Annotated in this window: 22 protein-coding genes; 11 read left to right on the top strand and 11 right to left on the bottom strand. The window is 60.7% G+C overall.

Annotated features, from left to right (window positions below):
- Window positions 1-70 precede the first annotated feature (70 nt).
- Entirely contained in the window at window positions 71-1,255 is a 1,185-nt protein-coding gene (gene pobA, locus ACA054_RS26320) for a 4-hydroxybenzoate 3-monooxygenase (protein WP_497690374.1), read from the bottom strand.
- Window positions 1,256-1,445: 190 nt separating this feature from the next.
- Between pobA and ACA054_RS26315 the strand changes: the two genes are divergently transcribed.
- Window positions 1,446-2,342 (top strand): helix-turn-helix domain-containing protein, encoded by an 897-nt coding sequence (locus ACA054_RS26315; RefSeq protein ID WP_497686836.1) that lies wholly within the window; start codon window positions 1,446-1,448, stop codon window positions 2,340-2,342.
- An 8-nt stretch (window positions 2,343-2,350) separates the two neighbouring features.
- Here the strand turns inward: ACA054_RS26315 and ACA054_RS26310 are convergent, their stop codons facing one another.
- Complete coding sequence (locus ACA054_RS26310) at window positions 2,351-2,527, bottom strand: hypothetical protein (protein ID WP_497686835.1); 177 nt, start codon at window positions 2,525-2,527, stop codon at window positions 2,351-2,353.
- A gap of 229 nt (window positions 2,528-2,756) precedes the next feature.
- The gene (locus ACA054_RS26305) at window positions 2,757-3,662 is read right to left on the bottom strand and encodes a LysR family transcriptional regulator (protein WP_497686834.1); all 906 of its coding nucleotides are present in this window, start codon (window positions 3,660-3,662) and stop codon (window positions 2,757-2,759) included.
- 118 nt (window positions 3,663-3,780) lie between these two features.
- Between ACA054_RS26305 and ACA054_RS26300 the strand changes: the two genes are divergently transcribed.
- Window positions 3,781-4,665: an MBL fold metallo-hydrolase gene (locus tag ACA054_RS26300; protein WP_497686833.1), complete on the top strand. Its 885-nt coding sequence runs from the start codon at window positions 3,781-3,783 to the stop codon at window positions 4,663-4,665.
- A gap of 195 nt (window positions 4,666-4,860) precedes the next feature.
- On the top strand, window positions 4,861-5,475 hold the full coding sequence (locus tag ACA054_RS26295) for an NAD(P)-dependent oxidoreductase (RefSeq protein WP_497686832.1): 615 nt from the start codon (window positions 4,861-4,863) through the stop codon (window positions 5,473-5,475).
- Window positions 5,476-5,587: 112 nt separating this feature from the next.
- Here the strand turns inward: ACA054_RS26295 and ACA054_RS26290 are convergent, their stop codons facing one another.
- Window positions 5,588-6,469, bottom strand: coding sequence for a LysR substrate-binding domain-containing protein (locus tag ACA054_RS26290; protein WP_497686831.1), 882 nt, complete (start codon window positions 6,467-6,469; stop codon window positions 5,588-5,590).
- Window positions 6,470-6,628: 159 nt separating this feature from the next.
- Between ACA054_RS26290 and ACA054_RS26285 the strand changes: the two genes are divergently transcribed.
- The 6 genes from ACA054_RS26285 to ACA054_RS26260 all read left to right on the top strand — a co-directional run bounded on the left by ACA054_RS26285 (window position 6,629) and on the right by ACA054_RS26260 (window position 14,205).
- A complete protein-coding gene (locus ACA054_RS26285) occupies window positions 6,629-8,266 on the top strand; it encodes a 5-guanidino-2-oxopentanoate decarboxylase (protein WP_497686830.1) in 1,638 nt (545 codons plus the stop codon).
- Complete coding sequence (locus ACA054_RS26280) at window positions 8,263-9,723, top strand: aldehyde dehydrogenase family protein (RefSeq protein ID WP_497686829.1); 1,461 nt, start codon at window positions 8,263-8,265, stop codon at window positions 9,721-9,723. Before ACA054_RS26285 ends, ACA054_RS26280 begins: the two co-directional genes overlap by 4 nt.
- A gap of 217 nt (window positions 9,724-9,940) precedes the next feature.
- Window positions 9,941-11,044 (top strand): extracellular solute-binding protein, encoded by a 1,104-nt coding sequence (locus tag ACA054_RS26275; protein WP_497686828.1) that lies wholly within the window; start codon window positions 9,941-9,943, stop codon window positions 11,042-11,044.
- A 193-nt stretch (window positions 11,045-11,237) separates the two neighbouring features.
- A complete protein-coding gene (locus ACA054_RS26270; RefSeq protein WP_497686827.1) occupies window positions 11,238-12,146 on the top strand; it encodes an ABC transporter permease in 909 nt (302 codons plus the stop codon).
- Window positions 12,143-12,991 carry an ABC transporter permease gene (locus tag ACA054_RS26265; protein ID WP_497686826.1) on the top strand — a complete coding sequence of 283 codons (849 nt, stop codon included), beginning with the start codon at window positions 12,143-12,145 and terminating at the stop codon, window positions 12,989-12,991. The genes ACA054_RS26270 and ACA054_RS26265 overlap by 4 nt, the downstream gene beginning before the upstream one ends.
- Before the next feature lie 158 nt (window positions 12,992-13,149).
- Complete coding sequence (locus tag ACA054_RS26260) at window positions 13,150-14,205, top strand: ABC transporter ATP-binding protein (RefSeq protein ID WP_497686825.1); 1,056 nt, start codon at window positions 13,150-13,152, stop codon at window positions 14,203-14,205.
- Window positions 14,206-14,318: 113 nt separating this feature from the next.
- Here ACA054_RS26260 and ACA054_RS26255 read toward each other — a convergent pair whose 3' ends face one another.
- Window positions 14,319-15,260, bottom strand: a complete 942-nt coding sequence (locus ACA054_RS26255; protein ID WP_497686824.1) for an AraC family transcriptional regulator — start codon at window positions 15,258-15,260, stop codon at window positions 14,319-14,321.
- A 415-nt stretch (window positions 15,261-15,675) separates the two neighbouring features.
- Here ACA054_RS26255 and ACA054_RS26250 point away from each other — a divergent pair, with 415 nt between their 5' ends.
- Complete coding sequence (locus ACA054_RS26250) at window positions 15,676-16,029, top strand: putative quinol monooxygenase (RefSeq protein WP_497686823.1); 354 nt, start codon at window positions 15,676-15,678, stop codon at window positions 16,027-16,029.
- A gap of 41 nt (window positions 16,030-16,070) precedes the next feature.
- Window positions 16,071-16,301, top strand: a complete 231-nt coding sequence (locus ACA054_RS26245; RefSeq protein ID WP_497686822.1) for a hypothetical protein — start codon at window positions 16,071-16,073, stop codon at window positions 16,299-16,301.
- On the opposite strand, the gene ACA054_RS26240 is transcribed toward ACA054_RS26245, so the two are convergent.
- The 6 genes from ACA054_RS26240 to ACA054_RS26215 all read right to left on the bottom strand — a co-directional run bounded on the left by ACA054_RS26240 (window position 16,302) and on the right by ACA054_RS26215 (window position 24,100).
- A complete protein-coding gene (locus ACA054_RS26240; protein WP_497686821.1) occupies window positions 16,302-16,931 on the bottom strand; it encodes a flavin reductase family protein in 630 nt (209 codons plus the stop codon).
- Between the two features lie 269 nt (window positions 16,932-17,200).
- The gene (locus tag ACA054_RS26235) at window positions 17,201-17,416 is read right to left on the bottom strand and encodes a hypothetical protein (RefSeq protein WP_110752834.1); all 216 of its coding nucleotides are present in this window, start codon (window positions 17,414-17,416) and stop codon (window positions 17,201-17,203) included.
- A 321-nt stretch (window positions 17,417-17,737) separates the two neighbouring features.
- Window positions 17,738-19,057: an MFS transporter gene (locus ACA054_RS26230; protein ID WP_497686820.1), complete on the bottom strand. Its 1,320-nt coding sequence runs from the start codon at window positions 19,055-19,057 to the stop codon at window positions 17,738-17,740.
- A 291-nt stretch (window positions 19,058-19,348) separates the two neighbouring features.
- Window positions 19,349-20,674 carry a sigma-54-dependent transcriptional regulator gene (locus ACA054_RS26225; protein ID WP_497686819.1) on the bottom strand — a complete coding sequence of 442 codons (1,326 nt, stop codon included), beginning with the start codon at window positions 20,672-20,674 and terminating at the stop codon, window positions 19,349-19,351.
- On the bottom strand, window positions 20,659-22,434 hold the full coding sequence (locus tag ACA054_RS26220) for a sensor histidine kinase (protein WP_497686818.1): 1,776 nt from the start codon (window positions 22,432-22,434) through the stop codon (window positions 20,659-20,661). The genes ACA054_RS26225 and ACA054_RS26220 overlap by 16 nt, the downstream gene beginning before the upstream one ends.
- A gap of 142 nt (window positions 22,435-22,576) precedes the next feature.
- Entirely contained in the window at window positions 22,577-24,100 is a 1,524-nt protein-coding gene (locus ACA054_RS26215; protein ID WP_497686817.1) for a fumarate hydratase, read from the bottom strand.
- Window positions 24,101-24,118 lie beyond the last annotated feature (18 nt).

Raw genomic sequence — 24,118 nt, 5'->3', positions numbered from 1 at the left:
ACCTGCGGCAGTGATTGACCCGCCAGAGGCAAGGCGAGCGGGATGCTCGCCAGTGTAAGTCGGTAGGAAGCTATTCGATAGCCTCATAGGGAAGACCGACGTAATTTTCCGCAATGGTCCTGCGACCCGCTTCGGAGTCGACGAAATAGTCCAGCTCCGATTCGGCAATGCGCTGGCTGAAGGCGTCGTGCTCATCGAAGCGGTGCAGCATCGACGTCATCCACCAGGAAAACCGCTCGGCTTTCCACACCCGGCGCAGGCAGACCTCGGAGTACTTCTCCAGCAAATCGACCCGGCCTTCGCGGTAGACCTTGAGCAGGATATTGAACAGCGTGCTGACATCGCTGGCCGCCAGGTTCAAGCCCTTGGCGCCGGTGGGCGGGACAATGTGCGCCGCGTCGCCGACCAGGAACATCCGCCCGTACTGCATCGGTTCGACCACGAAACTGCGCAACGGCGCGATGCTTTTTTCGATGGACGGACCGGTCACCAGCTTGTCCGCCAAGGCTGGCGGCAGGCGCGACTTGAGTTCATCCCAGAAGCGTTGGTCGGACCAGGCCTCGACCTTTTCGTCCGCCGGTACCTGCAAGTAATAGCGGGTGCGCGTTGCCGAACGCATGCTGCACAAGGCAAAACCGCGCGCGTGGCGGGCGTAGACCAGTTCTTCGTGGACAGGAGGGGTATCGGCGAGAATCCCCAGCCAGCCGAACGGGTACACCCGTTCGAAAACATTCAGGCAATCGGCGGGGATGGACTGGCGCGCCACGCCATGGAACCCGTCGCATCCGGCAATATAGTCGCAGTCGAGTCGCCAGCTTTCGCCGTCCTTTTCGAATGTCACGAACGCTTCATCGGTTTTCATGTCGTGGGGAACGACATTGGCGGCCTGGTAAATCGTTTGCAAACCTTCGACCTGACGAGCGGCCATCAGGTCGCGGGTGACTTCGGTCTGACCGTAGATCATCACCGTTTTGCCACCGGTCAGTGCCTGTAGATCGATATGCACCTGACGCCCGTCCAGCGCCAGTTCGAAGCCACCGTGGACCAGCCCTTCGGCGTCCATGCGCTGACCCACACCGGCCTGGCGCAACAGCTCTACCATACCCTGTTCGAGAACGCCGGCACGGATTCGCCCGAGCACATAATCGGGGGGCTGGCGTTCGACGATGACCGTGTCGATGCCAGCCTTGTGCAACAATTGACCGAGCAGTAAACCGGACGGACCGGCACCGATAATGGCGACTTGGGTTTTCAGCGTTTTCATTGTTTTTATGGCTCGCAAGCTACACGCGACGGAGGTCGGTGAATGATTTTTATGGATCGAGTGCTTGCATTTTTCCCTTGCGGGTCCGTCAATTGAAGGTGAAAACTGAGCGGATAGCTGTACATTCTGCCAATCGGTGCGATTATCGCCCGTCATCTATTCCGAAACCTGGATTGAAGTGATGAACAAGCCTGACCTGCCTTCGATTCCGGTGTTCAAGCTCTACGGTGAAAGCCTGGATTGGCCGACCCCGGACTTGCTGCACTGTGAAACCATTTCCAAACGCAGTCGCGAACATCAATGGGAAATCAAACCTCACCGTCACGCCGATTTATGTCAGTTGCTCTTCGTATTCAAAGGTCAGGCAGAGCTTGAAATCGAAGGCAAACGTACGCAACTGACTGAGCCGGCGATCCAGATCCTGCCGCCGCTGTCGGTGCATGGCTTCCGGTTCAGCGAAGATGTCGAGGGATTCGTGGTCACCCTCGCGGCACCGCTGATCGCGCATCTTCAGGTGCAATTGGGGCATTCGGTGAACGCGTTGGCCCAGGCCGAGAGCTACCCGGCAGATCAGGACGCCGAGTACCTCAACAGTCTGTTTAGCGCGTTGCAGAACGAATACACCAGCCATCAACCGGCGCGGGAAATGCTCATGCACTCGCTGGTCAGCGTGATCATGGTGTGGGTCAGTCGTCAGGTGATCCAGCGCCGCTCAGCCAGTCAGCGACCGCAGCGGGCGCGGGAATACCTCAATGGGTATATCCAGTTGGTGGAAGAAACCTATCGCCAGCACGTCAAGGTTGAAGACCTGGCCCATCGACTGGGGATTTCGGTCTCTCACCTCAATGGCACCTGCCGTGAGCTGGCGGGGCAACCGGCGTTGCAGATCATGCACGAACGGCAATTGCTGGAGGCCAAGCGCCTGCTGACCTACACCAGCATGACCATCTATGAAATGTCTGACGTGTTGGGGTTCTCTGATCCGACGAACTTCACGCGCCTGTTCCGACGTCGCGTGGGAATCTCGCCAAAGGCGTTCCGCGACCGCTTGAAGGCCGATCAGGACAGCGAGGCCTGACCCCTTCGTTACCGCAGGGCGTTAAGGGTCGCGTTGTGCGGAATGCAGTGCTCGAAATTGCAGCTGGCGGCCTCCCGGGGCGAGTTGCGCAACTGCTCGACGCGCCAGGCAGCAGCGCCATACAGCCCGAGCGTGACCGCGCAGGTGACGAAAATGGCGAGGTACCTTCTTGTTTTGATGTTCATGGCGTAGACCTCTGAACGAATACCCTTCGGTACTACCTTGAGCATAGGTCAGGGGCGGTGAGTTGCCAGCAACACGGGCCACGCTTGTAACGCGGTATTCAACACGCTGATGACCCTTGTAGGAGCGAGCATGCTCGCGAAGAGCCTGAGAACGCTGTGGGGTATCAGGTTCCCAGCGTCATCATTGGCGACCTTCGCGAGCATGCTCGCTCCTACAGGGGGAGCGGTGTTACAGGCCGATATCCCACTCCGGTTCTTCGGGAAACCTCACCACCAGAAAATCCAGCAAGCTGCGCAGCGCCGATGGCATGTGTTTGCGTGAGGCGTACACCGCGTAGACGTTCATCTGCCGTGGTTCGGCCTGGGGCAGCAGGCGGACCAGCTCACCGCTGTGGATGTGCACGCCGGCCTGATAAGTGGGGAGCATCGCCACCCCGGCACCGGCCATCGCCGCACGCATCAACGTGCTGGCCTCGTTGGCGCTGATGTTGCCCTGCACCGGCACCGAAACCTGTTCCCCATCCATTTCAAAGTGCCACAGGCTTTTGCCGAAGTAGGAGTGGGTCAGGCAATTGTGCTGGCTCAGGTCCTCGATCCGTTGCGGCGTCGAGTGTTCGCGCAGATAAGCGGGCGATGCGCAGATCACTGAGCGACATACCGTCAACCGTCGGGCGATCAGATTCGGGTCCAGGTCATTGCTGGTGCGAATGGCCAGGTCGATGCGCTCATCCACCAGGTTCACCGTGCGGTCAAGCATCTGCATGTCGATGCTGACACCCGGGTAGCGCTTGACGAATGCCGTCATGGCATCGGCCAATTGCGCCTGGCCGAACGAGGTGCTGACGCTGATTCGCAGCAGGCCGCGGGGTGCATCGTCCGGCACGCTGACGGCGGCTTGCATGTCCGTGGACAGGTCGAGCATCTGCCGGCAGCGGGGCAGCATTTCACTGCCGGCGGCGGTCAGGCTCAATTTGCGTGTGGTGCGGTGCATCAGGCGTGCGCCGACCCAATTTTCCAGCTCCGACAGATAGCGCGAAACCACCGGCCGTGACAGCTCCAGATGATCGGCGGCAGCCGACTGACTGCCGAGATCGACCACCGTGACGAACACCCGCATTGCTTGTAGACGATCCATGATTTGACCGATTTCAGAAACAAACTATGTTCAATCATCGCATTTTTTGTACTGAAGCAAGCAACTAAGCTCTGTTCCCATACCGGCCAACCCAGGCCATCGAACAACGGAGTAACAGATGATCGGTTTCACCACCCTTAAACGCGTTTTGCTGGCGAGCGTCGCCCTCGGTTTCGCCGCCCACGCAGCTGCGTCGACATTGACGCTGGATGTCTATAACCCCGGCGCTCAAGCGATATTCCCGGTGACGTCGGTGCTGGTCAGCGGCGAGAAAGAGGCGATCCTGATGGATGCCCAATTCGGCAAATCCCAGGCCGCGCAAGTGGTGGAAAAAATCCGCGCCAGCGGCAAGCAACTGACCACCATCTACATCAGCCACGGTGACCCGGATTACTACTTCGGCCTCGATACCCTGACCGCAGCATTCCCCAAGGCCAAAGTGCTCGCTTCGCAGCCGACCGTTGATCACATCAAGCAAACCGTCGATGGCAAACTGGCGTTCTGGGGACCGAAGCTGGGGACTGACGCGCCCGCCAAAACTATCGTGCCGGATGTGCTCAAGGGCGACAGCCTGATCCTCGAAGGGCAGAAGTTGCAGGTGATCGGCCTTGATGGCAAGCAACCGGATCGCAGCTTCGTGTGGATTCCATCGATCAAGGCCGTTGTCGGTGGAGTGGTCGTGGCAGAAAACATCCACGTGTGGATGGCCGACACCCAGACTCCCCAGTCCCATGCCGATTGGTTGGCTACGTTGCACTCGATCGAAACCCTGAAGCCGAAAATCGTCGTGCCGGGTCATTACCTCGGCGAAAGCGGCCGTTCCCTGGTCGCCGTGCAGTTCACCGCCGATTACATCAAGGCCTTCGACGAAGAAACCGCCAAGGCAAAAGATTCAGCGGCACTGATCGCGGCGATGAAAAAGCGCTTCCCGACACTGGGCGAGGAAAGCTCCCTGGAGCTGAGCGCCAAAGTCGCCAAGGGCGAGATGAAGTGGGGTGAATGATGTTGGCGAGGGGGCTTTTGTGGCGAGGGGATTTATCCCCGTTCGGCTGCGCAGCAGTCGTCAAACCATTGCATGCGGTTTGACTTTGAAAAGCTGGGGCCGCTTCGCAGCCCAACGGGGATAAATCCCCTCGCCACAAAAGCGCTTTCGCCATCGAGATGTGCAATGACCGACCCAATCCAACTGGAGAATGCTATGAGCAAAATCGCAATCATCGGGGCCACCGGTCGTGCCGGTAGCCAACTGCTGGAAGAAGCCCTGCGTCGCGGTCACAGCGTTACCGCCATCGCCCGTGACACCTCAAGGATCGGCGCGCGTGATGGTGTGGTGAGCAAGGCTGTCGACGCGCTGGATGGGGCAGCGTTGCAAGCGGCAATCGCCGGGCATGACGTGGTGATCAGCGCGACGCATTTCGCGACAATGCCTGCCAGTGCCGTCATCGGGCCGGTGAAGCAGGCCGGGGTCAAACGCCTGCTGGTGGTGGGCGGTGCCGGTTCTCTGTTGTTGCCGGACGGTACCCGGGTGATCGATAGCGCAGGCTTCCCAGCGGAGTACAAGGCAGAGGCGGGCGCGGGTGCCGAGTTCCTGGAAAACCTGCGTCAGGAAAAGGCGCTGGATTGGACCTTTGTGTCGCCGTCAGCGGAGTTTGTCGAAGGTGAGCGTACGGGGACTTTTCGGGTCGGCAAGGATGATTTGCTGGTGAGCAGCGCAGGGCGTAGCTGGATCACGTTCGCCGATTATGCGATTGCGATGCTCGATGAAGTGGAAGTGCCGAAACATTCGCGGCAGCGGTTTACCGTCGGGTATTGATCCTCGCGGCACCGCATCCTGTAGGAGCTGCCGCAGGCTGCGATCTTTTGATTTTGCTTTTTACAAACAAGATCAAAAGATCGCAGCCTGCGGCAGCTCCTACAAGGGTATTTCAGCGACTCTGCGCCTGCTCCACCAACCACCCCATCAACTCGCGCAACTTCGCCGAAGGCCCCGGTTTTTCCGGGAAAACCAGGTAATACGCCAGCCCGGTTTTTACCTTCAATTCGAAAGGCATGACCAGCCGCCCGGCACTCAAATCATCGCCGATCAACGACCAGTCACCGATCGCTACCCCCGTTCCCTGGGACGCCATCGACATGGCCAGGTCCAGCGTTTCGAAATGCTGGCCCTTGCTCACATTGCTCAAGCGAATATCCGCAGTGGCCAGCCAAGCCTTCCAGTCCCGTTCATCCCGGGTCGGGTGCAGCAGCATGTGCTGCTCCAGATCTTCCGGCGATTGGAGCGGCACCGAACCTTCGAGCAACGGCTTGGAGCACACCGGCGTCAGTTGCTCATCGAAGAGTTTTTGCGACTCCAGTGAGCCGTCCGGCGGCGCGCCATACATCACTGCCGCATCGAACTGCTCGCGATGAAAATCCACGCCGTGCTTGACCGTGGTGGTGAGCTCGACCGGCACGTCCGGGCGTTCTCTTTGCCACTGCAACAGCCGTGGCAACAGCCAGCGCATGACGCAGGTCGGGGCCTTGAGCTGCAGGGTTTCGCGCTTCTCGCCGATCTGTTCGACCGCTTCGTCGATCAAGCCGAAAATCTGCTGGACCCGTGGCAACCACTCGCGTCCCTCGGCGGTCAGGTCCAGGCCTCGGGCCTGGCGAATGAACAGCTCATAACCCAGATGATCTTCCAGCCCGGCGATCTGCCGGCTCACGGCGCCTTGGGTGATGTGCAGTTGCTCGGCGGCCCGGGTGAAGTTGCAGCACTGCGCGGTAATCAGAAAAGTGTGCAGCGCCGGCAGGGGAGGCAATCGTTTCATTGGGATCCAAGGTATGACGTGAGGACATGGCTAGTATGACTTTTTATCCATTGTTGCGGCTACGTGTCGCCCGTTCCAATGAGGCCATCCCTGGACCTGCGAATCCATCATAAACACTGCGCAGGCCCGGCGTCTCAAACGAACAAGAAGGGCAATCACATGGCGACGTGCGGCGAAGTATTGGTCAAGTTACTCGAAGGTTACGGAGTCGAGCAGGTATTCGGCATTCCCGGGGTTCATACCGTGGAGCTGTATCGCGGGCTGGCCCGTTCGAGCATCAACCACGTCACCCCGCGTCACGAGCAGGGCGCCGGCTTCATGGCTGACGGCTATGCCCGCACCAGCGGCAAGCCGGGTGTGTGCTTCATCATCACCGGTCCTGGCATGACCAACATCACCACGGCAATGGGCCAGGCTTATGCCGACTCGATCCCGATGCTGGTGATCTCCAGCGTCCAGACCCGCAACCAGCTGGGCGGCGGTCGCGGCAAGCTCCACGAGTTGCCGAACCAGAGTGCACTGGTCGGCGGCGTGGCGGCGTTCTCCCATACCCTGATGTCGGCATCCGAATTGCCGGGCGTGTTGGCCCGTGCCTTCGCGCTGTTCCAGGCCGGTCGTCCACGCCCGGTGCACATCGAAATTCCGCTGGACGTTCTGGTTGAAGAAGCCGACGACCTGCTCGCCAGCCTGCCGGTGAACATCGACCGCGCCGGAGCTTCGCCGTCCGCTGTTTCGCGCATGACAGAACTGCTGGCGGGCGCCAAGCGTCCGTTGATCCTCGCCGGTGGCGGTGCCATCGACGCCGCTGCCGAGCTGACCGAACTGGCTGAACTGCTGGACGCGCCCGTAGCGCTGACCATCAATGCCAAGGGCATGCTGCAATCCGCTCATCCGTTGCTGATCGGTTCGACCCAGAGCCTGGTCGCGACCCGCGCACTGGTCGCCGAGGCCGACGTGGTGCTGGCCATCGGTACCGAACTGGCCGAGACCGACTACGACGTCACCTTCGCCGGTGGGTTCGAGATTCCAGGCAAGCTGCTGCGCGTCGACATCGATCCGGACCAGACCGTACGCAACTACCCGCCGCATGTGGCCTTGGTAGCCGACTCGCGCAACGCTGCCCAAGCCCTGCTCAGCGCGTTGTCGCACAAGTCGCTGGACGAGCGCCGCAACGATTGGGGCCAGGTGCGTGCCGCCCGTTTGCGCGAAGAACTGGCCGCCACCTGGGATGCGCCGACCCTGGCCCAGACCCGCTTCCTGGAAACCGTTTTGCACGAACTGCCGAACGCGGTATTTGTCGGCGATTCGACCCAACCGGTGTATACCGGCAACCTGACGTTCAACCCGGAGCGCCCGCGTCGCTGGTTCAACTCGTCCACCGGTTACGGCACCCTCGGTTACGCCTTGCCGGCGGCGATTGGCGCCTGGCTGGGCGGCACCGTCGAAGGTGGCGCACGTCCTCCAGTGGTGTGCCTGATCGGCGATGGCGGCCTGCAATTCACCCTGCCGGAACTGGCCAGCGCCGTTGAAGCGCGCACGCCGGTGATCGTGCTGCTGTGGAATAACCAGGGTTACGAAGAGATCAAGAAGTACATGGTCAACCGTGCCATCGAGCCGGTCGGCGTGGATATTTATACCCCGGACTTCATCGGTGTGGCCAAGGCTTTGGGCTGCGCCGCCGAGGCGGTCAATGGTGTCGAACAACTGCGTACGGCATTGCGTGTCGCCACCGATCGCCAGGGTCCAACCCTGATTGAAATCGATCAGACCGAGTGGACGAAGGCAGTGTCGAAATGAGCTTTTCTACGATTTTTCCGACGACTTTGGATGGCCTTTACATCGACGGTAAATGGTCGGCCGGCAACGAACACTTGCGTGTGATCAACCCGGCCACCGAAGCCCTGTTGACCACGGTGAATGGCGGCGATGAGCGCGCCGTCGATCAGGCTGTCAGCGCAGCGACCAAAGCCTTTGCCGACTGGTCGAAAACCAGCGGCGCCGAGCGCGGCGCGATCCTGCGCAAAATCGCCGCTGGTGTACAGGCCGGTCGTGACCAGTTGATGCATTTGCAGTCGAGCAACAACGGCAAGCCATTGTTCGAAGCGGCCATCGACGTCGATGACGTGATCGCCACGTTCGAGTATTACGCCGCTCTGGCCGAAGGGCTGGACGCGAAACAGGACAGCCCGGTAGAACTGCCGACTGACGATTTCAGTGCGCGCCTGCGCCGTGAACCTTGCGGTGTGGTCGGACTGATCGTGCCGTGGAACTTCCCGATGGTCACCACCGCGTGGAAACTCGCCCCGGCCCTGGCCGCCGGTTGCTGCGTGGTGCTCAAGCCCTCAGAAGTGACGCCGCTGCCGGAGCTGGAACTGGCGACGATCATTGCCCAAGCCGGCCTGCCTGCCGGTGTGTTCAACCTGGTGTGCGGCACCGGCCTGGCCGTTGGCGCACCGCTGTCGGCAGACCCGCGTATCGCCAAGGTGTCGTTCACCGGCAGCAACGCGGTGGGCGTGCAGGTCATGCAGCGTGCAGCGGAAACCGTCAAGGGCGTGAGCCTGGAACTGGGCGGAAAATCCTCCTTGCTGGTGCTGGCCGATGCCGACCTCGACCTGGCGGTGGAAGTGGCCTGCGGTGGCGGTTTCTTCAACGCCGGGCAGATGTGCTCCGCCACCAGCCGCGTGCTGGTCGCCGATGAGCTGGCCGATGAATTCCTCACCCGTGTAAAGGCCCGCGCCGAAGCCATTCGCGTGGCCGACCCGTTCGACCCGAACGTGGAAATGGGCGCGCTGGTCAATCAGGCGCAATACCAGCGCGTGCTCGGCCACATCGATCGCGGTTTGAGCGCTGGCGCCAAGCTGGTTTGCGGCGGCAATCGTCCGGCAGACCTGCCGCGCGGATATTTTTTGCAGCCGACTGTTTTCACTGAAGTGCCCCTCGACAGTGCGCTGTGGTGTGAAGAGATTTTCGGCCCGGTGATCTGCGTGCGCAGTTTCGCTTCCGAGGGCGAAGCGATTGCCTTGGCCAACGACAGCCAGTTCGGTCTGGTCGCCAGCGTGGTCACGCGCAATGCCGAGGCGGCGGATCGCGTCGCCAACGCTTTGCAGGCGGGGCTTGTGTGGATCAACGCGCCGCAAGTGATCTTCCCGCAGACCGCCTGGGGTGGCTACAAGCAGAGCAGCATCGGCCGCGAATTGGGTCCGTGGGGCTTGCAGGCTTTCCAGGAAATCAAGCACGTGATTCGGGCCGTCTGAAGGCACGAAAACGGTCCGCGCATGCCTCGCGATGAGGCATGCGCCGACGTCATGGCTTCAATGAGTTTTTATCGATAGTCAGGTGTTTTACACGACCTCAGGATGAACTCGCTGGCCCGGTAAAACTCCCGAAGATACGAGGAGTAACGCTGATCCAGCCGCGCGGATGCAACAGTTTCGACCTGCCTTATACCTACAAAAACAACGGGAGTCCGTAATGGGCGAGCATGATCTGAACAGACGTCAATTCATCAAGACCGTGGGCGTAGCCTCGGTTGCCGCGGCGGCCATGAGCCTGCCGTTCGTCAAGGCCAATGCCAGCGACACCCGCTTTCAAGGCAAGACCCTGCGCCTGCTGACCTGGTCCGACGACACCGGCCTGGCTGCACTGCGCAACATCGCCGCGACCTTCGAAGACAAGTACGGCTGCAAGGTCATCGCCGACCGCACCGGCAGTACCTCGGAAATGGTCGCCAAACTCAAGGCCGCCGGTGATCGTCCGCAATACGACATTATTACCCTGGCCGGTGTCGGCGCCGAAGGTCTGGCCGCCGCCAACCTGCTGGAAAAACCCGACCTCAATCGCATTCCCAACCTGGTCGACGTACCGGAAAAATACCGCACCGGCGCCAATGGCCACGGCATCGGTTACCTGCTCTGGTGCAACAGCCTGGTCTACAGCACCCGCACCATCAAGGAAGCCCCGAACAGCTACGCCGCCCTTTGGGACGCCGAGCTGTCACCGAACATCTTCCTGCCGCCGCCAAACTGGACCGAGGCCATGGACCTGATCATCATCGCCGCCAAACTGGCCGGTGGTGACGAACACAACATCGAGCCGGGCTTCAAGAAACTCGCCGAGCTCAAGGATCGTGTGGTGACCCTGGGCGAGAACCCGAACCAGATTGCCGAGCTGTTCCGCACCGGTTCCCTGGACATGGGCGGCCTGTACGCGCCGGCGTTTTTCCCGAAACAGATCCGCGATCCGGCCTACGGCCTGGGCGCCACCTTCGGCATGAAGGAAGGTTTCTACACCGACCTGATGCTCTCGGTGATGCCGAAGAATCGTCCGGGCGATACCGACCTGACCTACGCCTTCATCAACCACTCTCTGGACCCGTTGGTGCAGGGCAAGATGGCTGAAGACATCTACAACGGCCCGGTCAACGCCAAGGCGATCATCTCCGCCGAAGCGCGCAAGAGCCCGTTCATTCTCACGCCGGAGCAGATTGCCGAGAAGGCGATCATGCACGACAACGCCTTCCTGGCCACCGTGCATGACCAATGGATTCGTCGTTACACGGAAATCTTTTCTTCCTGATCGTGTGACGAACACAGGATCTTCAAGCACTGAAGATCCTCTGTGGGAGCGAGCTTGCTCGCGATTGCCGACTGTCATTCAACATTGATGTCGACTGATACACCGCTATCGCGAGCAAGCTCGCTCCCACAGGGGCTGAAGTGGTTTCGAGACATGTGTTTGACAGCTGCCTTCCATTGACGAGACCTTTGCTATGGAACACCAACCTTTGACCCATTCGGTCAGCGTCGCTGAGTCGCGCCCACGCCTCGGTGTTTCACCGACAGCCCGTGCCTGGTTTTTCCTCACGCCGTCGATGCTGTTCCTGGGCGTGCTGATTGCCGCCAGCCTGCTGGTACTGCGCATGAGCGTGGGCACCAAAGGCGCGGAATGGTCCGGGTTCAGCCTGGCCAGTTACGCCCAATTGCTCGAACCCTACTATCTCAAATCCCTGATGCTCACCCTGCGCCTGGCGCTGATCAGTGCGGTGATCGCAGTGGTGCTGGCGATCCCGGTGGCCTACACCATGTCCCGGCTGACCTCGCCCTTTGTGCGCCGAATCTTCCTTGCTGCGGTGCTGTTGCCGTTGCTGGTCAACCTGCTGCTGCAAAGCTACGGCTGGCTGGTGATTCTCGGCCCGGGCGGCATGCTCAACCAGGCACTGATGGGCCTGGGTCTGATCAAGCGTCCGATCATGCTGCTGTACAACCAGAACGGCGTGCTGATGGGTCTTGTACAAACTGCCTTCCCGTTGGCCGTGTTGCCGATTGCCAGCGCCATGCGCGGCGTCGCCCGCAGCTACGAAGAAGCGGCTGCCACCTTGGGCGCGAGTCGCTTCCAGGTGTTCCGCCAAGTGGTGTTGCCGATGAGCCTGCCGGGGATCATCACCGGTGCGACCCTGGTATTCGCCTACAACGCCAGCAGTTTCGTGGTGCCGTTGCTGCTCGGTGGTCGCCGCGTGCCGATGCTGGCAGTGATGGTGCATGACCAGATCGCCCCGCTGATGAACTGGCCCGCCGCATCCGCTGCCGGTGTGGTGCTGATCGTCACGACTCTCGCGATCATGACCCTGTCCGAATACATCACTGGCCGTCGTCGGCGCATGCTGGAGGCTTCGCAATGAGCACGCTGATCAAGAAACGTTATGGGCTGCTACCGGGCGAAACCGGCAAGTTCGCCGGCATCCTCTCGGGTTTCATCCTGCTGCTGGCGGTATTGCCGATCCTGACCATGATCGTGATGTCGTTCAGCGGCGCGTCGAACCTCGACTTCCCGCCGAGCAGCTATAGCCTGCAATGGTACAAGGCCGCCTGGCACACCTTCGTGTCGCCGGATGCCAGCGATGTGCTGAGCCTGGGCAAGGCCATGACCACCAGCCTGATGGTGGCGTGCCTGACCATGGTCTTCGCGACCATCATCGCAGTGCCGGCGGCCTATGCCCTGACCCGTTGCGAGTTCCGTGGCAAGGCCGTGGCACTGCAACTGATGTCGCTGCCCCTGGTGTTCCCGATGGTGGTGCTGGGCCTGGCGTTGCTGCTGGTGTTCGATAGCCTGCCGTTCCAGATGACCACCTCACGGCTGGTGATCGCCCACGTGATTCTGGCGTTGCCGTTCGTGGTGAAGAACTGCACGGCGGCCATGCTCTCGATCGGCAGTGAAGTCGAAGAGGCTGCGCAAATGCTCGGCGCTTCACCGCTGCGGGCGATCGTCGACGTGGTGGTGCCGTTGATGAAATCGGGGATTCTGGCGGGCATGCTGCTGGCGTTCATCGTCTCGTTCAACGAATTCACCGTGACCTATTTCCTCTACACCATCGACGTCATGACCGTGCCGATCTGGATGTACAGCCGCACCGTGTCTTCGCTCGATCCAACCGTATTTTCGTTTGCCGTGCTGATCGTGCTGATCGACTTCGTCCTGATCTGGGCGCTGGAGAAGTTAGTCGGTGAAGGTGGCGTTTCGTTCTAGCTTCTGCCTGGAGGTGCCTGCGCTCGATCATGCTGCGTTAAAAGTCAGCTCAGAATGCTCATTGACTAAAGTCAACTCCGCTTCTTCGCAGACTTTTGCCTTGCCTGATCTTCGCTCGGCGACCTCCAGCCAGAACCTTTATTCTGAAGGTGATTCTTATGTCTGGTCTGATTCTGGAAAACGTCGAGAAACATTACGGCTCGGCCTGCGCGGTAAAAGATGTGAACCTGCATTTGCCCGAGGGCAAACTGGTGTGTTTCCTGGGCCCCTCGGGTTGTGGCAAAACCACGTTGCTGCGGATGATCTCCGGCCTGGAAACCCTGAGCGGTGGCGAGATTCGCCTGGATGGCGAGGACATTGGCCATACCCCGGCGCACCTGCGTAATTTCGGCATGGTGTTCCAATCGCTGGCGCTGTTCCCGCACATGACCGTGGGCGAGAACATTGCTTATCCATTGAAACTGCGCGGCGTCAGCAAGGCTGATCAGCAGGCGCGGGTGGTGGAGTTGCTGGAATTGATTCAGCTGCAACCCATGATCGACCGGCCGGTGGCGAAATTGTCCGGCGGCCAGCGTCAGCGCGTGGCGATTGCCCGGGCGATTGCCAATCACCCGAAAATCCTTTTGCTCGACGAACCACTCTCGGCGTTGGACGCCAAGCTGCGCGAGTCGATGCAGGTGGAAATCCGTCAGCTGCAACAGCGCCTGAACATCACCACCATCATGGTCACCCACGACCAGCGCGAGGCCATGACCATGGCCGACATCGTCGTCGTGTTGGGTGAGCATAAAGTGCAGCAGGTGGGTACGCCGATCGAGATCTACCGTCACCCGGCCAACGAGTTCGTTGCGGACTTCATCGGCTCGGGCAACATCTTCCCGGCCACGGCGCTGGGCAACGGCAAGGTCAGCCTGCCGGGCGGCGATGCGCTGCAAGTGCCGATTTGCAGCAGCATTGTGGTCGGTGAAAAAGTGAAGATGCTGATTCGCCCTGAAGACCTGCAACTGTCGGCGCCGCAGGCCACGGCGGGTAACCGCTTGCTGGGCAAGGTGACGTTCGTGCGGGACATCGGCGCGACCATCGAGACCACGGTGGAGTGTTCCGGGGTGTCGTTTACGGCGTTGAGCACGCCGTGCCAGGGGTTTGGCTTGAGCGTTGGGCATCCGGTTTCGGTGACCTTGCCGGCGGAGTCTTGCCGCGTACTCGGCGCCTGACTGACTGGCCCTTTCGCGAGCAGGCTCGCTCCCACAATGGATCGGCGTGCCCCAGCCCCCTGTGGGAGCGAGCCTGCTCGCGAAGGGGCCGGCACAACCAACACCAAACTCAGCTAAACACTCAACCGCAACCGCGCCAGATCCCGCAACGGCGGGGCCCCGAACAACCGGCTGTACTCACGGCTGAATTGCGAAGGGCTTTCATACCCGACCCGATACCCCGCCGCCGAAGCCTCCAGCCCTTCGGCCAGCATCAAGCGCCGCGCCTCCTGCAGGCGCAGTTGCTTCTGATACTGCAACGGGCTCATCGCCGTCATCGCCTTGAAGCGGTGATGCAAGGTCGACACGCTCAGGTTCACTTCCTTTGCCAAGTCATCGATACGCAGCGGCTGCTCATAGTTGCTGTTGAGCCACTTGATTGCCTGGCTGATGCGATGACTCTGACTGTTGGCAATGGCGATTTCATACAGCCGGTGACCCTGCTTGCTGCGTAACAACCGGTAGAGAATTTCCCGACGAATCAGCGGCGCGAGCATGGCGATGTCTTTCGGTGTGTCGAGCAACCGCGCCAGGCGCAGCACGGCGTCGAGCATTGCGCTGTCGAGCCGTTCGACATACAGCCCGCGCCCGGTTGGCCGGGAGGGTACGCCGAGGGGGCCGGCGTCGGCGATCAGCGCGGTGATCTCCGCAGGGTCGATGTCCAGCCGCAAGGCCAGGATCGGTTCCTCGGTCGAGACATTGACCACCCGCCCGCTCAGCGGCATCGAGACCGAGACCACCAGGTAGTTCAGCGGGTCGTAATTGAAGTACTCATTAGCCAGCTGAACTTCCTTGCGCCCCTGGGCCATGATGCACAGCGCCGGTTGCGCCAGCACCGGGGCGAACTCGTGGGACTGGCTGTGGCGCGACATGAACAGTGAGCCGATGGCAGTGGCATAACTGCCATCTTCGGCGGTGTTGCGCCGAATGATCGCCGCCAGTTCCGCGCGCTGTTTTTCCATGTCGGTATCCAGCGGGGCTTGGGGCGGGTGTAAAAAGTGATCGAGAGACGACATGCAAGGCATCCTCGGCAAGGCATGGGTGATGGGGCAGAGCATAAGTTTGTGCAAGCAACAGCGGTAGACACATCCTGCCTGATGCTTGCCTGATTCTGCACGGGGTTGTTTCTATCCCTGCGATGTTCAGCGCCCAGACAGACTACCTGACGCCAATCAACCCCTGTAGGAGCTGCCGTAGGCTGCGATCTTTTGATTTTGATTTCAAGATCAAAAGATCGCAGCCTACGGCAGCTCCTACAGGGCAGAGTCGTGACAGGGTTTTACACGTTGTTACAGCCAGTTATGCACGCTCGCAGGATTGTGCAACACGCCGGCAGGAATCGACTAACGACACAGGCACAGAGGCCTTTAACCTTTGATCCTGTCGCAGCCCTTCCCCCGGCTGCCACGCGACTCCCCGGGAGGGTTGAACATGTCAAAGCAGATCCCCGTCAGTCATATGGCCTTTGTCCGGGCGCGCGCCGGGCGTACTCAAGAGCTGGGTGTGCGCTTGAGCGCGCTGATCGAGCCGTCCCGCGCCGCGCCAGGCTGCCTGAGCTTTGCCTTGCAGCACTCGCAATGCGATCCGCAGTTGTGGCTGGTGTCCGGTTTCTGGGCCAACCAGCAGGCCATGACCGCGTACTTCAGCACGCCGGCCATGGAGGTTTTTGCCGAGGTGGTGCAGGAACTGGTGATCGACAGCCTGGATTTTCACACCTTCGAGGATGTGTCCGCGGCGCAGGCGTTGCGTCAGTCCGGGGCAGCGGTACACAAACTGGCCGGTTGAGGGTTTAATGGCAGCATTCTCAACTAGCCAGGATGCGCGACATGGCACGCAAAGCCTTTGATCACTTCGAAGCCGTTTCAGCCGTAGTACCGGGCGAGGGTGGTTACCATGCCGCTATCGCCGTCAAAGCGTTGGCCGGTTCCGGCGCCCCGCGTTTTCACAAAATACTGGAAGGTCAGACCTTCAAGACCGCCCATGACGCCGATCTGGCGGCCGCCAAAGAGCTGACCCGCCTCAAAGACGTCAAAGAAGACGCCGACCTGCTCTGGTAATTACTTCACCGCCCCCGGGCGATTCATCTTGAACAACGCCTCAGGCCCCAGCTGGAAATAATCCGCCGGCCCGCCGCCGCGCAGAATCGGTTCTGCCGCGGCGGTGTCGTACACCCCATCCTTCAACAGCCACTTGGCGATATGCACGGCGACCACTTCGCCGAGAATCAGCCAGCTCGGCACCACATTCCCGTCCGCCCGCTGCAACTGAATGATCTGCGTGACCTTGCACTCGAAAGACACTGGGCTTTCGGCGACCCTTGGCACCTGAATGATTTTCGAGGCGACGGTGGTCAGGCCAGCCAGTTCGAACTCGTTGACCTGCGGCCCGACCATGGCGCTGCTCTGGTTCATCTGCTCAGCCAATGGCCGGGTGGCCAGGTTCCAGGCGAATTCGCCGGTCTGTTCGATGTTGTTGAGGCTGTCTTTGCGCCCGATGCTGGAAAAACCAATGATTGGCGGAATGTAGTTGAAGGCGTTGAAAAAGCTGTAAGGCGCCAGGTTCAAGCGGCCTTCGGCATCCTGTGAAGAAATCCAGCCGATGGGACGCGGGCCGACGATCGCGTTGAACGGATCGTGAGGCAGGCCGTGGCCGTTGGCGGGTTCGTAATAGTGGATGTCGTCGGGCATGGCCAGTCTTCCTGAAGGCTTGAATCGGAGGAGAGCCATAGTGCAAGGGTGCTTCGCTGTTTTCCAGTCACATGAAAACCCTGTGGGAGCGAGCTTGCTCCGGGCGGCGATCCGACGATTGCGGACTGACATTCACCATCAATGTTGACTGACCGATTGTAATCGCGAGCAGGCTCGCTCCCACAGGATCTATACCAGCCGGGGAAATTGCTCAGCCCCAGAAATGACTAAGCCCGGCCGAAGCCGGGCTGTGATGCCGCGTTTGTAGATCAGCTGACGGAAGCGCCCCCAGTGCGGTCGTAGCCATCTTCAGCGACGGTGGCGGAACCGGTACGGTCGTAGCCATCAGCCGCAACGGTAGCGGAGCCTGTACGGTCATAGCCGTCTGCTGCAACAGCGGAGCCAGTACGGTCGTAACCGTCGGCAGCGAAGGTGTTGGCGGCCAGTACGGACAGGGCGATAGCGAGGAACAGTTTGGTTTTCATCTTCATTTCTCCAGGTTCTTTGGCGTTTTGTCTCTTGGGCATGGGTTTCATGCTACGCCAATTAAACTGATTAAAAAGCGCAGAATAATGCTAAAAACAATCGATTAAGCAGATGTTAACGCTGTTGGGTTTTTTCGCTTTCAAGGTCTGAGTGAGCGCGTCACGGCTAATCGATTTGGCAGGTTCAGAATGGGGGAAGAGCATTAACTCGTGATTAATCCGTCTTCCAAGGGGATGAAGGATTTTTCATACAGGGCTCAAGGCAACAAAAAAGGGGCAGATCCCGACGATCTGCCCCTTTTGCTTGTAACGCGTCTGGACTTAGTCCGTGAGGATCCGCGAATGCTTGCGGGTGTCTTTCATGGTGATGTACACCAGCAACGACACGGCGATGCACGCGGTTACATACCAGTAGTAACCGGTTTCCATGCCAATGCTCTTGAACCACAGCGCGATGTATTCAGCGGTGCCGCCGAAGATCGACACGGTCAGGGCATACGGCAGACCCACGCCCAGGGCGCGGATTTCGGTCGGGAACAGTTCGGCTTTCACCACCGCGTTGATCGAGGTGTAGCCGCTGACGATGATCAGCGCCGCCATGATCAGGAAGAACGCGCCCCACCAGGTCTGGATGGTGTGCAGGGTCATCAGGATCGGCACGGTGAAAATCGTGCCCAGTACGCCAAAGGCGATCAGGATCGGACGGCGGCCGATCTTGTCTGACAGGCCACCGATGATCGGTTGCAGGCACATGAACAGGAACAGCGTGGCGGCAGAGATGGTGGTGGAGTCGGAGATGCTCATGCCGACGGTGTTCACCAGGTATTTCTGCATGTAGGTGGTGTAGGTGTAGAACGCCAGGGTGCCGCCCATGGTCAGGCCGACCACGGTCATCAGTTCCTTCGGATGGCGCATCAAGGTGCGCATCGCGCTTTCCTTGGCCTTTTCTTTCTTGGTGAACGACTCGGTTTCTTCCATGCCCCGACGCAGGTACAGCGCGACCACGGCACACAGCGCGCCGATGGCGAACGGGATGCGCCAGCCCCAGGCGTACAGCTCTTCGGTGGTCAGTACGTTTTGCAGGACGATCAATACGCCCAGCGCTATGAGCTGACCGGAGATCAGGGTCACGTACTGGAAGCTGGAGTAGAAACCGCGACGTTCCTTGGTCGCCATCTCGCTGAGGTAAGTGGCGGAGGTACCGTATTCGCCCCCGACCGACAGGCCCTGCAGCAAACGGGCAAACACCAGCAGGATCGGCGCACCGATACCGATGGTTTCATAGCCCGGGCTCAGGGCAATCAGCAGCGAGCCGAAGCACATCAGGTACACCGAGGCCATCAGGGCCTTTTTTCGCCCGACTTTGTCGGCGTACAGGCCCATCAGCCAACCCCCGATCGGGCGCATCAGGAAGCCCACGGCGAAAATCGCAGCGGTGTTCAGCAGTTGTGCAGTGGTGTCGCCTTTGGGGAAAAAGGCCTTGGCGAAATAGAGAGAGAAAGCGGCGTAGACATACCAGTCATACCACTCGACCATGTTGCCTACAGAGCCGCTGAAGATCGATTTGATACGGCTGGAGGTGGTGCGTTCTTTTGTCGGCGCGGCAGCCGACCCACGGGGCAGGGTATTGGAGTTATCCATTGAAGGATCCTTCGTTTAATTATTTTTTATGGAGCGCGCATAAACGCAGCCTGCGGGGGCTATAGCAGGAGCTGTGCCAAGAGGGAGAGGGCCGGTTTAGAGGGGGTTAGAGCCTTGAGTGAGCGGGAATCCGCTTATTGAAAATTGGCCGCGAGCGGAAAATTGCTCATTCGACTCGGGAGATTCGTTGTATTTGCCGGCCCCTTCGCGAGCAGGCTCGCTCCCACAGTGGATCGGTGCACATCGCACATTGTGGGAGCGAGCCTGCTCGCGAAGGGGCCAGTTCGGGCGCTACAGGAACATCTCACGGTTGAGCCCATGCCGCTGCATCTTTTCATTGAAGGTACGACGCGGCAGTTGCAGTTCTTCGAGCACCGCTTTCACATCACCTTTGTGCCGGGTCAACGCTGCCCGCAGGCACTGCGCTTCAAAGGCTTCCTGCTGCGCCGCCAATGACTGCCCCGGCTCGATGCCCGCCGGTACAGGCTCGCCCAGTCCCAACACCTGGCGCTCGGCCACGTTTGCCAGCTCGCGCACATTGCCTGGCCAGTCGTGGCTCAACAGATGGCTCAACTGCGGCCCGCTCAACGGCGCAAAGGTGCGGCCCAAACGCTCGGCGGCACTCTGGGCAAAGGTCTCGTACAACAAGGGAATGTCTTCGCGACGGTCGCGCAACGGTGGCAGACGCAATTCGGCGACGTTCAAACGGTAAGCCAGGTCCTCGCGAAAACGTCCGGCCCGAGCTTCGTCGAGCAGGTCCGGCTTGGTCGCGGCGATGATGCGCAAATCCACACGAATACTCTGGTTCGAGCCCAGGCGCTCAAGCTTCTGCTCCTGCAACACCCGCAGCAATTTCACTTGCTGCGCCAGGGGCATGCTTTCGATTTCATCGAGAAACAGCGTACCGCCATCGGCGTATTCGAGTTTGCCGATACGCTTGCCCTGGGCGCCGGTGAACGCACCGCTTTCGTGGCCGAACAGCTCGGCCTCGAACAGTTGTTCGGGGATGGCCGCGCAGTTCAAGGCGACGAAAGGTTTATCCGCGCGTGGGCCGAAGTCGTGCAGGCAGCGGGCAACCAGCTCCTTGCCGCTGCCAGTTTCGCCGCGGATCAACACGTTGACCGGCAACGCCGCCAAGTCCAGAACCTGCCGACGCAGCGTTTGCAAGCCACGGGACACACCCAGCAGCGTCGCGTCGAGTTTGGCGCGGTTGTCGGCCTGCTCGTGCAAGGCGCGGTTTTCCAGCACCAGCCGGCGCTTGTCCAGCGCGCGGCGCAGGCTGCCAAGCAGGGTTTGCGGGCTGAAGGGTTTTTCGAGGAAGTCGTAAGCGCCATCGCGCATCGCATCGACGGCCATCGGCACGTCGCCATGGCCGGTCAGCAGAATCACCGGCAAGTCGGCATCGCGGCGCTGAACTTCGGCCAGCAGTTCCAGCCCGGTCATGCCCGGCATGCGCACGTCGCTGAGGATCACGCCAGGGTAATGCGCGGGCAGTTGCGCCAGGCATTCATCGGCGCGGCTGAACAGTTGCACCTCGAAACCCGACAGGCTCAACCACTGTTCGACGGCGCTGCGAATGCTGCTTTCGTCGTCGACCACCATCACTGAATTGAGCATGTGCCAGGAGCCTCCGGATCGATAGGCAAGGTGAGTGTGAACACCGCGCCGTTGTCGTGATTATCGGCGCTCAGGCGTCCGCCCGATTCGTGAACGATGGCAAAGGATACGGCCAGGCCGATGCCCAGGCCATCGCCCACCGGTTTGGTGGTGAAAAAGGGATCGAAGACCTTCGACAGGTTTTCTTCGGCGATGCCGCTGCCATTGTCGATGACGCTCAGGCACCACAGTTGTTCGTCGGCTTCGAGGCGAATTTCCAGACGCTTGCAGGGTTTGTCCTGCATCGCATCCAGGGCGTTGCGCAGCAGGTTGATCAGCACCTGCTCCAGGCGAATCGCGTCACCACGGACCCAGGCCGGTCGCGTCAAGTGCAGCACGGTGCTGACCTGTTCGTCGCGCAATCGTGTGTCGAGCAGTTGCAGCGATTGGTCCACCACCGACGCCAGATCCAGGCGTTCGCGCAAGCCACTGGGGCTTTTGCGGGCAAAGGTCTTCAGGTGACCGGTGAGAGCAGCCATGCGAGTGAGCATCTCGTCCAGCGGCTTGAGCGCCTTGTAGGCTTCGTCGACCCGGCCGTGATCAAGCAGCAGCCTAAGGGTCGCCAGCTGCATACGCTGGGCGGTCAACGGCTGGTTGATCTCATGGGCGAGGGCGGCGGACATCTGACCGAGGGCGGCCAGTTTGGCCGATTGCACCAGGCCTTCCTGAGCGGTGCGCAGGTCGCGGGTACGCTCTTGTACAAGCTGTTCGAGCTCTTCGCGACTGCGCTGGCGTATTTTCGCCAGGCGCCAGCGCTGGTTGAGGAACAGCAGCAGAAACACCAGCGTCAGCCACAGGCCGGCCGCGGCGATTGCGGCGTTGCGACTGTCTTCGAACGCCACTTGCGGACGACGCAGCAGATGCAGCGTCCAGCCCTCAGCGGTCAGCGGCAGGGATTCCCACAGGTAATCCGTTTTGCCGTCCGGACCATCGACCCGCGCCAGTTCACTGTTGTCGTCGAAGCGGCGCAGCGATTGATAGCCGAGCAGCGTCAGCGGCTGCTTGTCGTATTGGCGGGTGGCCTTGAGTTCGGCGTGATCGCTGTCGCTCAGCGGTTTCAGGTGCCGATAGCGCCAGCCCGGCTGGTTGGCGATGAAGATGATCCCGCGGGCGTCACTGACCAGCAGGGTGTCGCTGCCCTGGCGCCATTCGCGTTCCAGCTCGGGAAACTCCAGCTTCACCACCATGGCACCGAGAAACTGCCCGTCGTCGTTGGTCACGGCGCTGGACAGGAAGTACCCCGGTATCCCGCTGGTCACCCCAACGGCATAAAAGCGCCCCGTGCCCTGGGTGCGGGTCTGGTTGAAGTAGGGACGAAATCCGTAATTGTGGCCGACATAGCTGCTGGGCAAACGCCAGTTGCTCGCTGCCACCGCCAGGCCGGTGCGATCGAGCAGTTCCAGGGTCGAGGACTCGGCGGCGCCGTTGATCTTTTCCAGTTTACGGTTCAGCACGTCCTGCTGCTCTGGGCTCACCGGGCCTTTGAGTGAGTCACGCAGCTGCGGATCCAGCGCCAGTACCGAGGGCAGGGCGCGATAGCGTTCGATCAGGGTATGCAGGGACGTGGCGTACAGCGCCAGTTGCTGGTTGGCACGGGCCGCGTCATCGACCAGTGACTGGCGCACGGTTTGACGAACGGCCAGGGTCGCTGCGAGGGCGGCTCCCGCGATAATCAACAAGGTATACAGCGCCAGGCGCAAAGGGCGAGAGGATTCAAACATGCTGGGCATTACACCGTGTACGGGGGGCGCACCATAACATGGGCCTTCGCGGTCATCCCACAAAAGCGGCTCCTGCAAAAGGCGGCAATAAAAAAGGCGTCAGGAGAATCCCCTGACGCCTTTTTCGTGCCAGTCGAAGCGCTTACTGCACTTCCACCGCCAGGCTTTCACTGATCTTTTGCTGCCAGATGGCAGGACCGGTGATGTGTACGGACTCGCCCTTGCTGTCGACCGCAACGGTCACAGGCATGTCTTTCACGTCGAACTCGTAGATCGCTTCCATACCCAGTTCGGCGAACGCCACCACGCGGGACTTCTTGATGGCTTGCGCCACCAGGTAAGCCGCGCCGCCCACTGCCATCAGGTAAACGGCCTTGTGGTCCTTGATCGCATCGATGGCGGTCGGGCCGCGCTCGGATTTGCCGATCATGCCCAGCAGGCCGGTTTGTTCGAGGATCTGACGGGTGAACTTGTCCATCCGCGTCGCGGTGGTCGGGCCCGCCGGGCCAACCACTTCTTCGCGCACCGGATCGACCGGGCCGACGTAATAGATGAAGCGACCCTTGAGGTCCACCGGCAGGGTTTCACCCTTGTTAAGCATCTCGACCATGCGCTTGTGCGCGGCATCGCGACCGGTGAGCATCTTGCCGTTGAGCAGGACGGTTTCGCCCGGCTTCCAGCTCTGCACTTCTTCCGGGGTCAGGGTGTCGAGGTTGACGCGACGGGCCGATGGACCGGCTTCCCAGACGATTTCCGGGTAGGCATCCAGCGGTGGCGCTTCCAGCGAGGCAGGGCCGGAACCGTCGAGCACGAAGTGCGCGTGACGGGTGGCGGCGCAGTTCGGGATCATGCACACCGGCAGGGACGCGGCGTGGGTCGGGTAATCCATGATCTTCACGTCCAGCACGGTGGTCAGGCCACCGAGGCCCTGGGCACCGATGCCAAGCTGGTTGACCTTCTCGAACAGCTCCAGGCGCATTTCTTCGATGCGGTTCTGCGGGCCGCGGGCCTTCAGCTCGTGAATGTCGATGGACTCCATCAACACTTCCTTGGCCATTACCGCGGCTTTCTCGGCAGTGCCGCCGATGCCGATACCGAGCATGCCCGGTGGGCACCAGCCGGCGCCCATGGTCGGAACGGTCTTCAGAACCCAGTCGACGATCGAGTCGGATGGATTGAGCATGGCCATTTTCGACTTGTTCTCGGAACCGCCGCCCTTGGCCGCCACGTCCACTTCCACGGTGTTACCCGGAACGATGGAGTAGTGGATAACGGCCGGGGTGTTGTCCTTGGTGTTCTTGCGAGCGCCCGCCGGGTCGGCGAGGATCGAGGCACGCAGGACGTTTTCCGGCAGGTTGTAGGCCCGGCGCACGCCTTCGTTGATCATGTCGTCCAGGCCCATGGTGGCGCCATCCCAACGTACGTCCATGCCCACGCGCACGAATACGGTCACGATGCCGGTGTCCTGGCAGATCGGGCGGTGGCCGGTGGCGCACATGCGCGAGTTGATCAGGATCTGTGCGATCGAGTCACGGGCCGCTGGCGATTCTTCGCGCAGGTAGGCTTCATGCATCGCCTGGATGAAATCCACGGGGTGGTAGTAGGAAATGAACTGCAGGGCGTCGGCAACGCTCTGAATCAGGTCGTCTTGCTTGATCACGGTCATGAGTCGCGCTCCTCTAAA

The sequence above is a fragment of the Pseudomonas sp. LBUM1653 genome (genome assembly GCF_059716115.1).
This window is presented reverse-complemented; position numbering and strand designations above follow the sequence as displayed.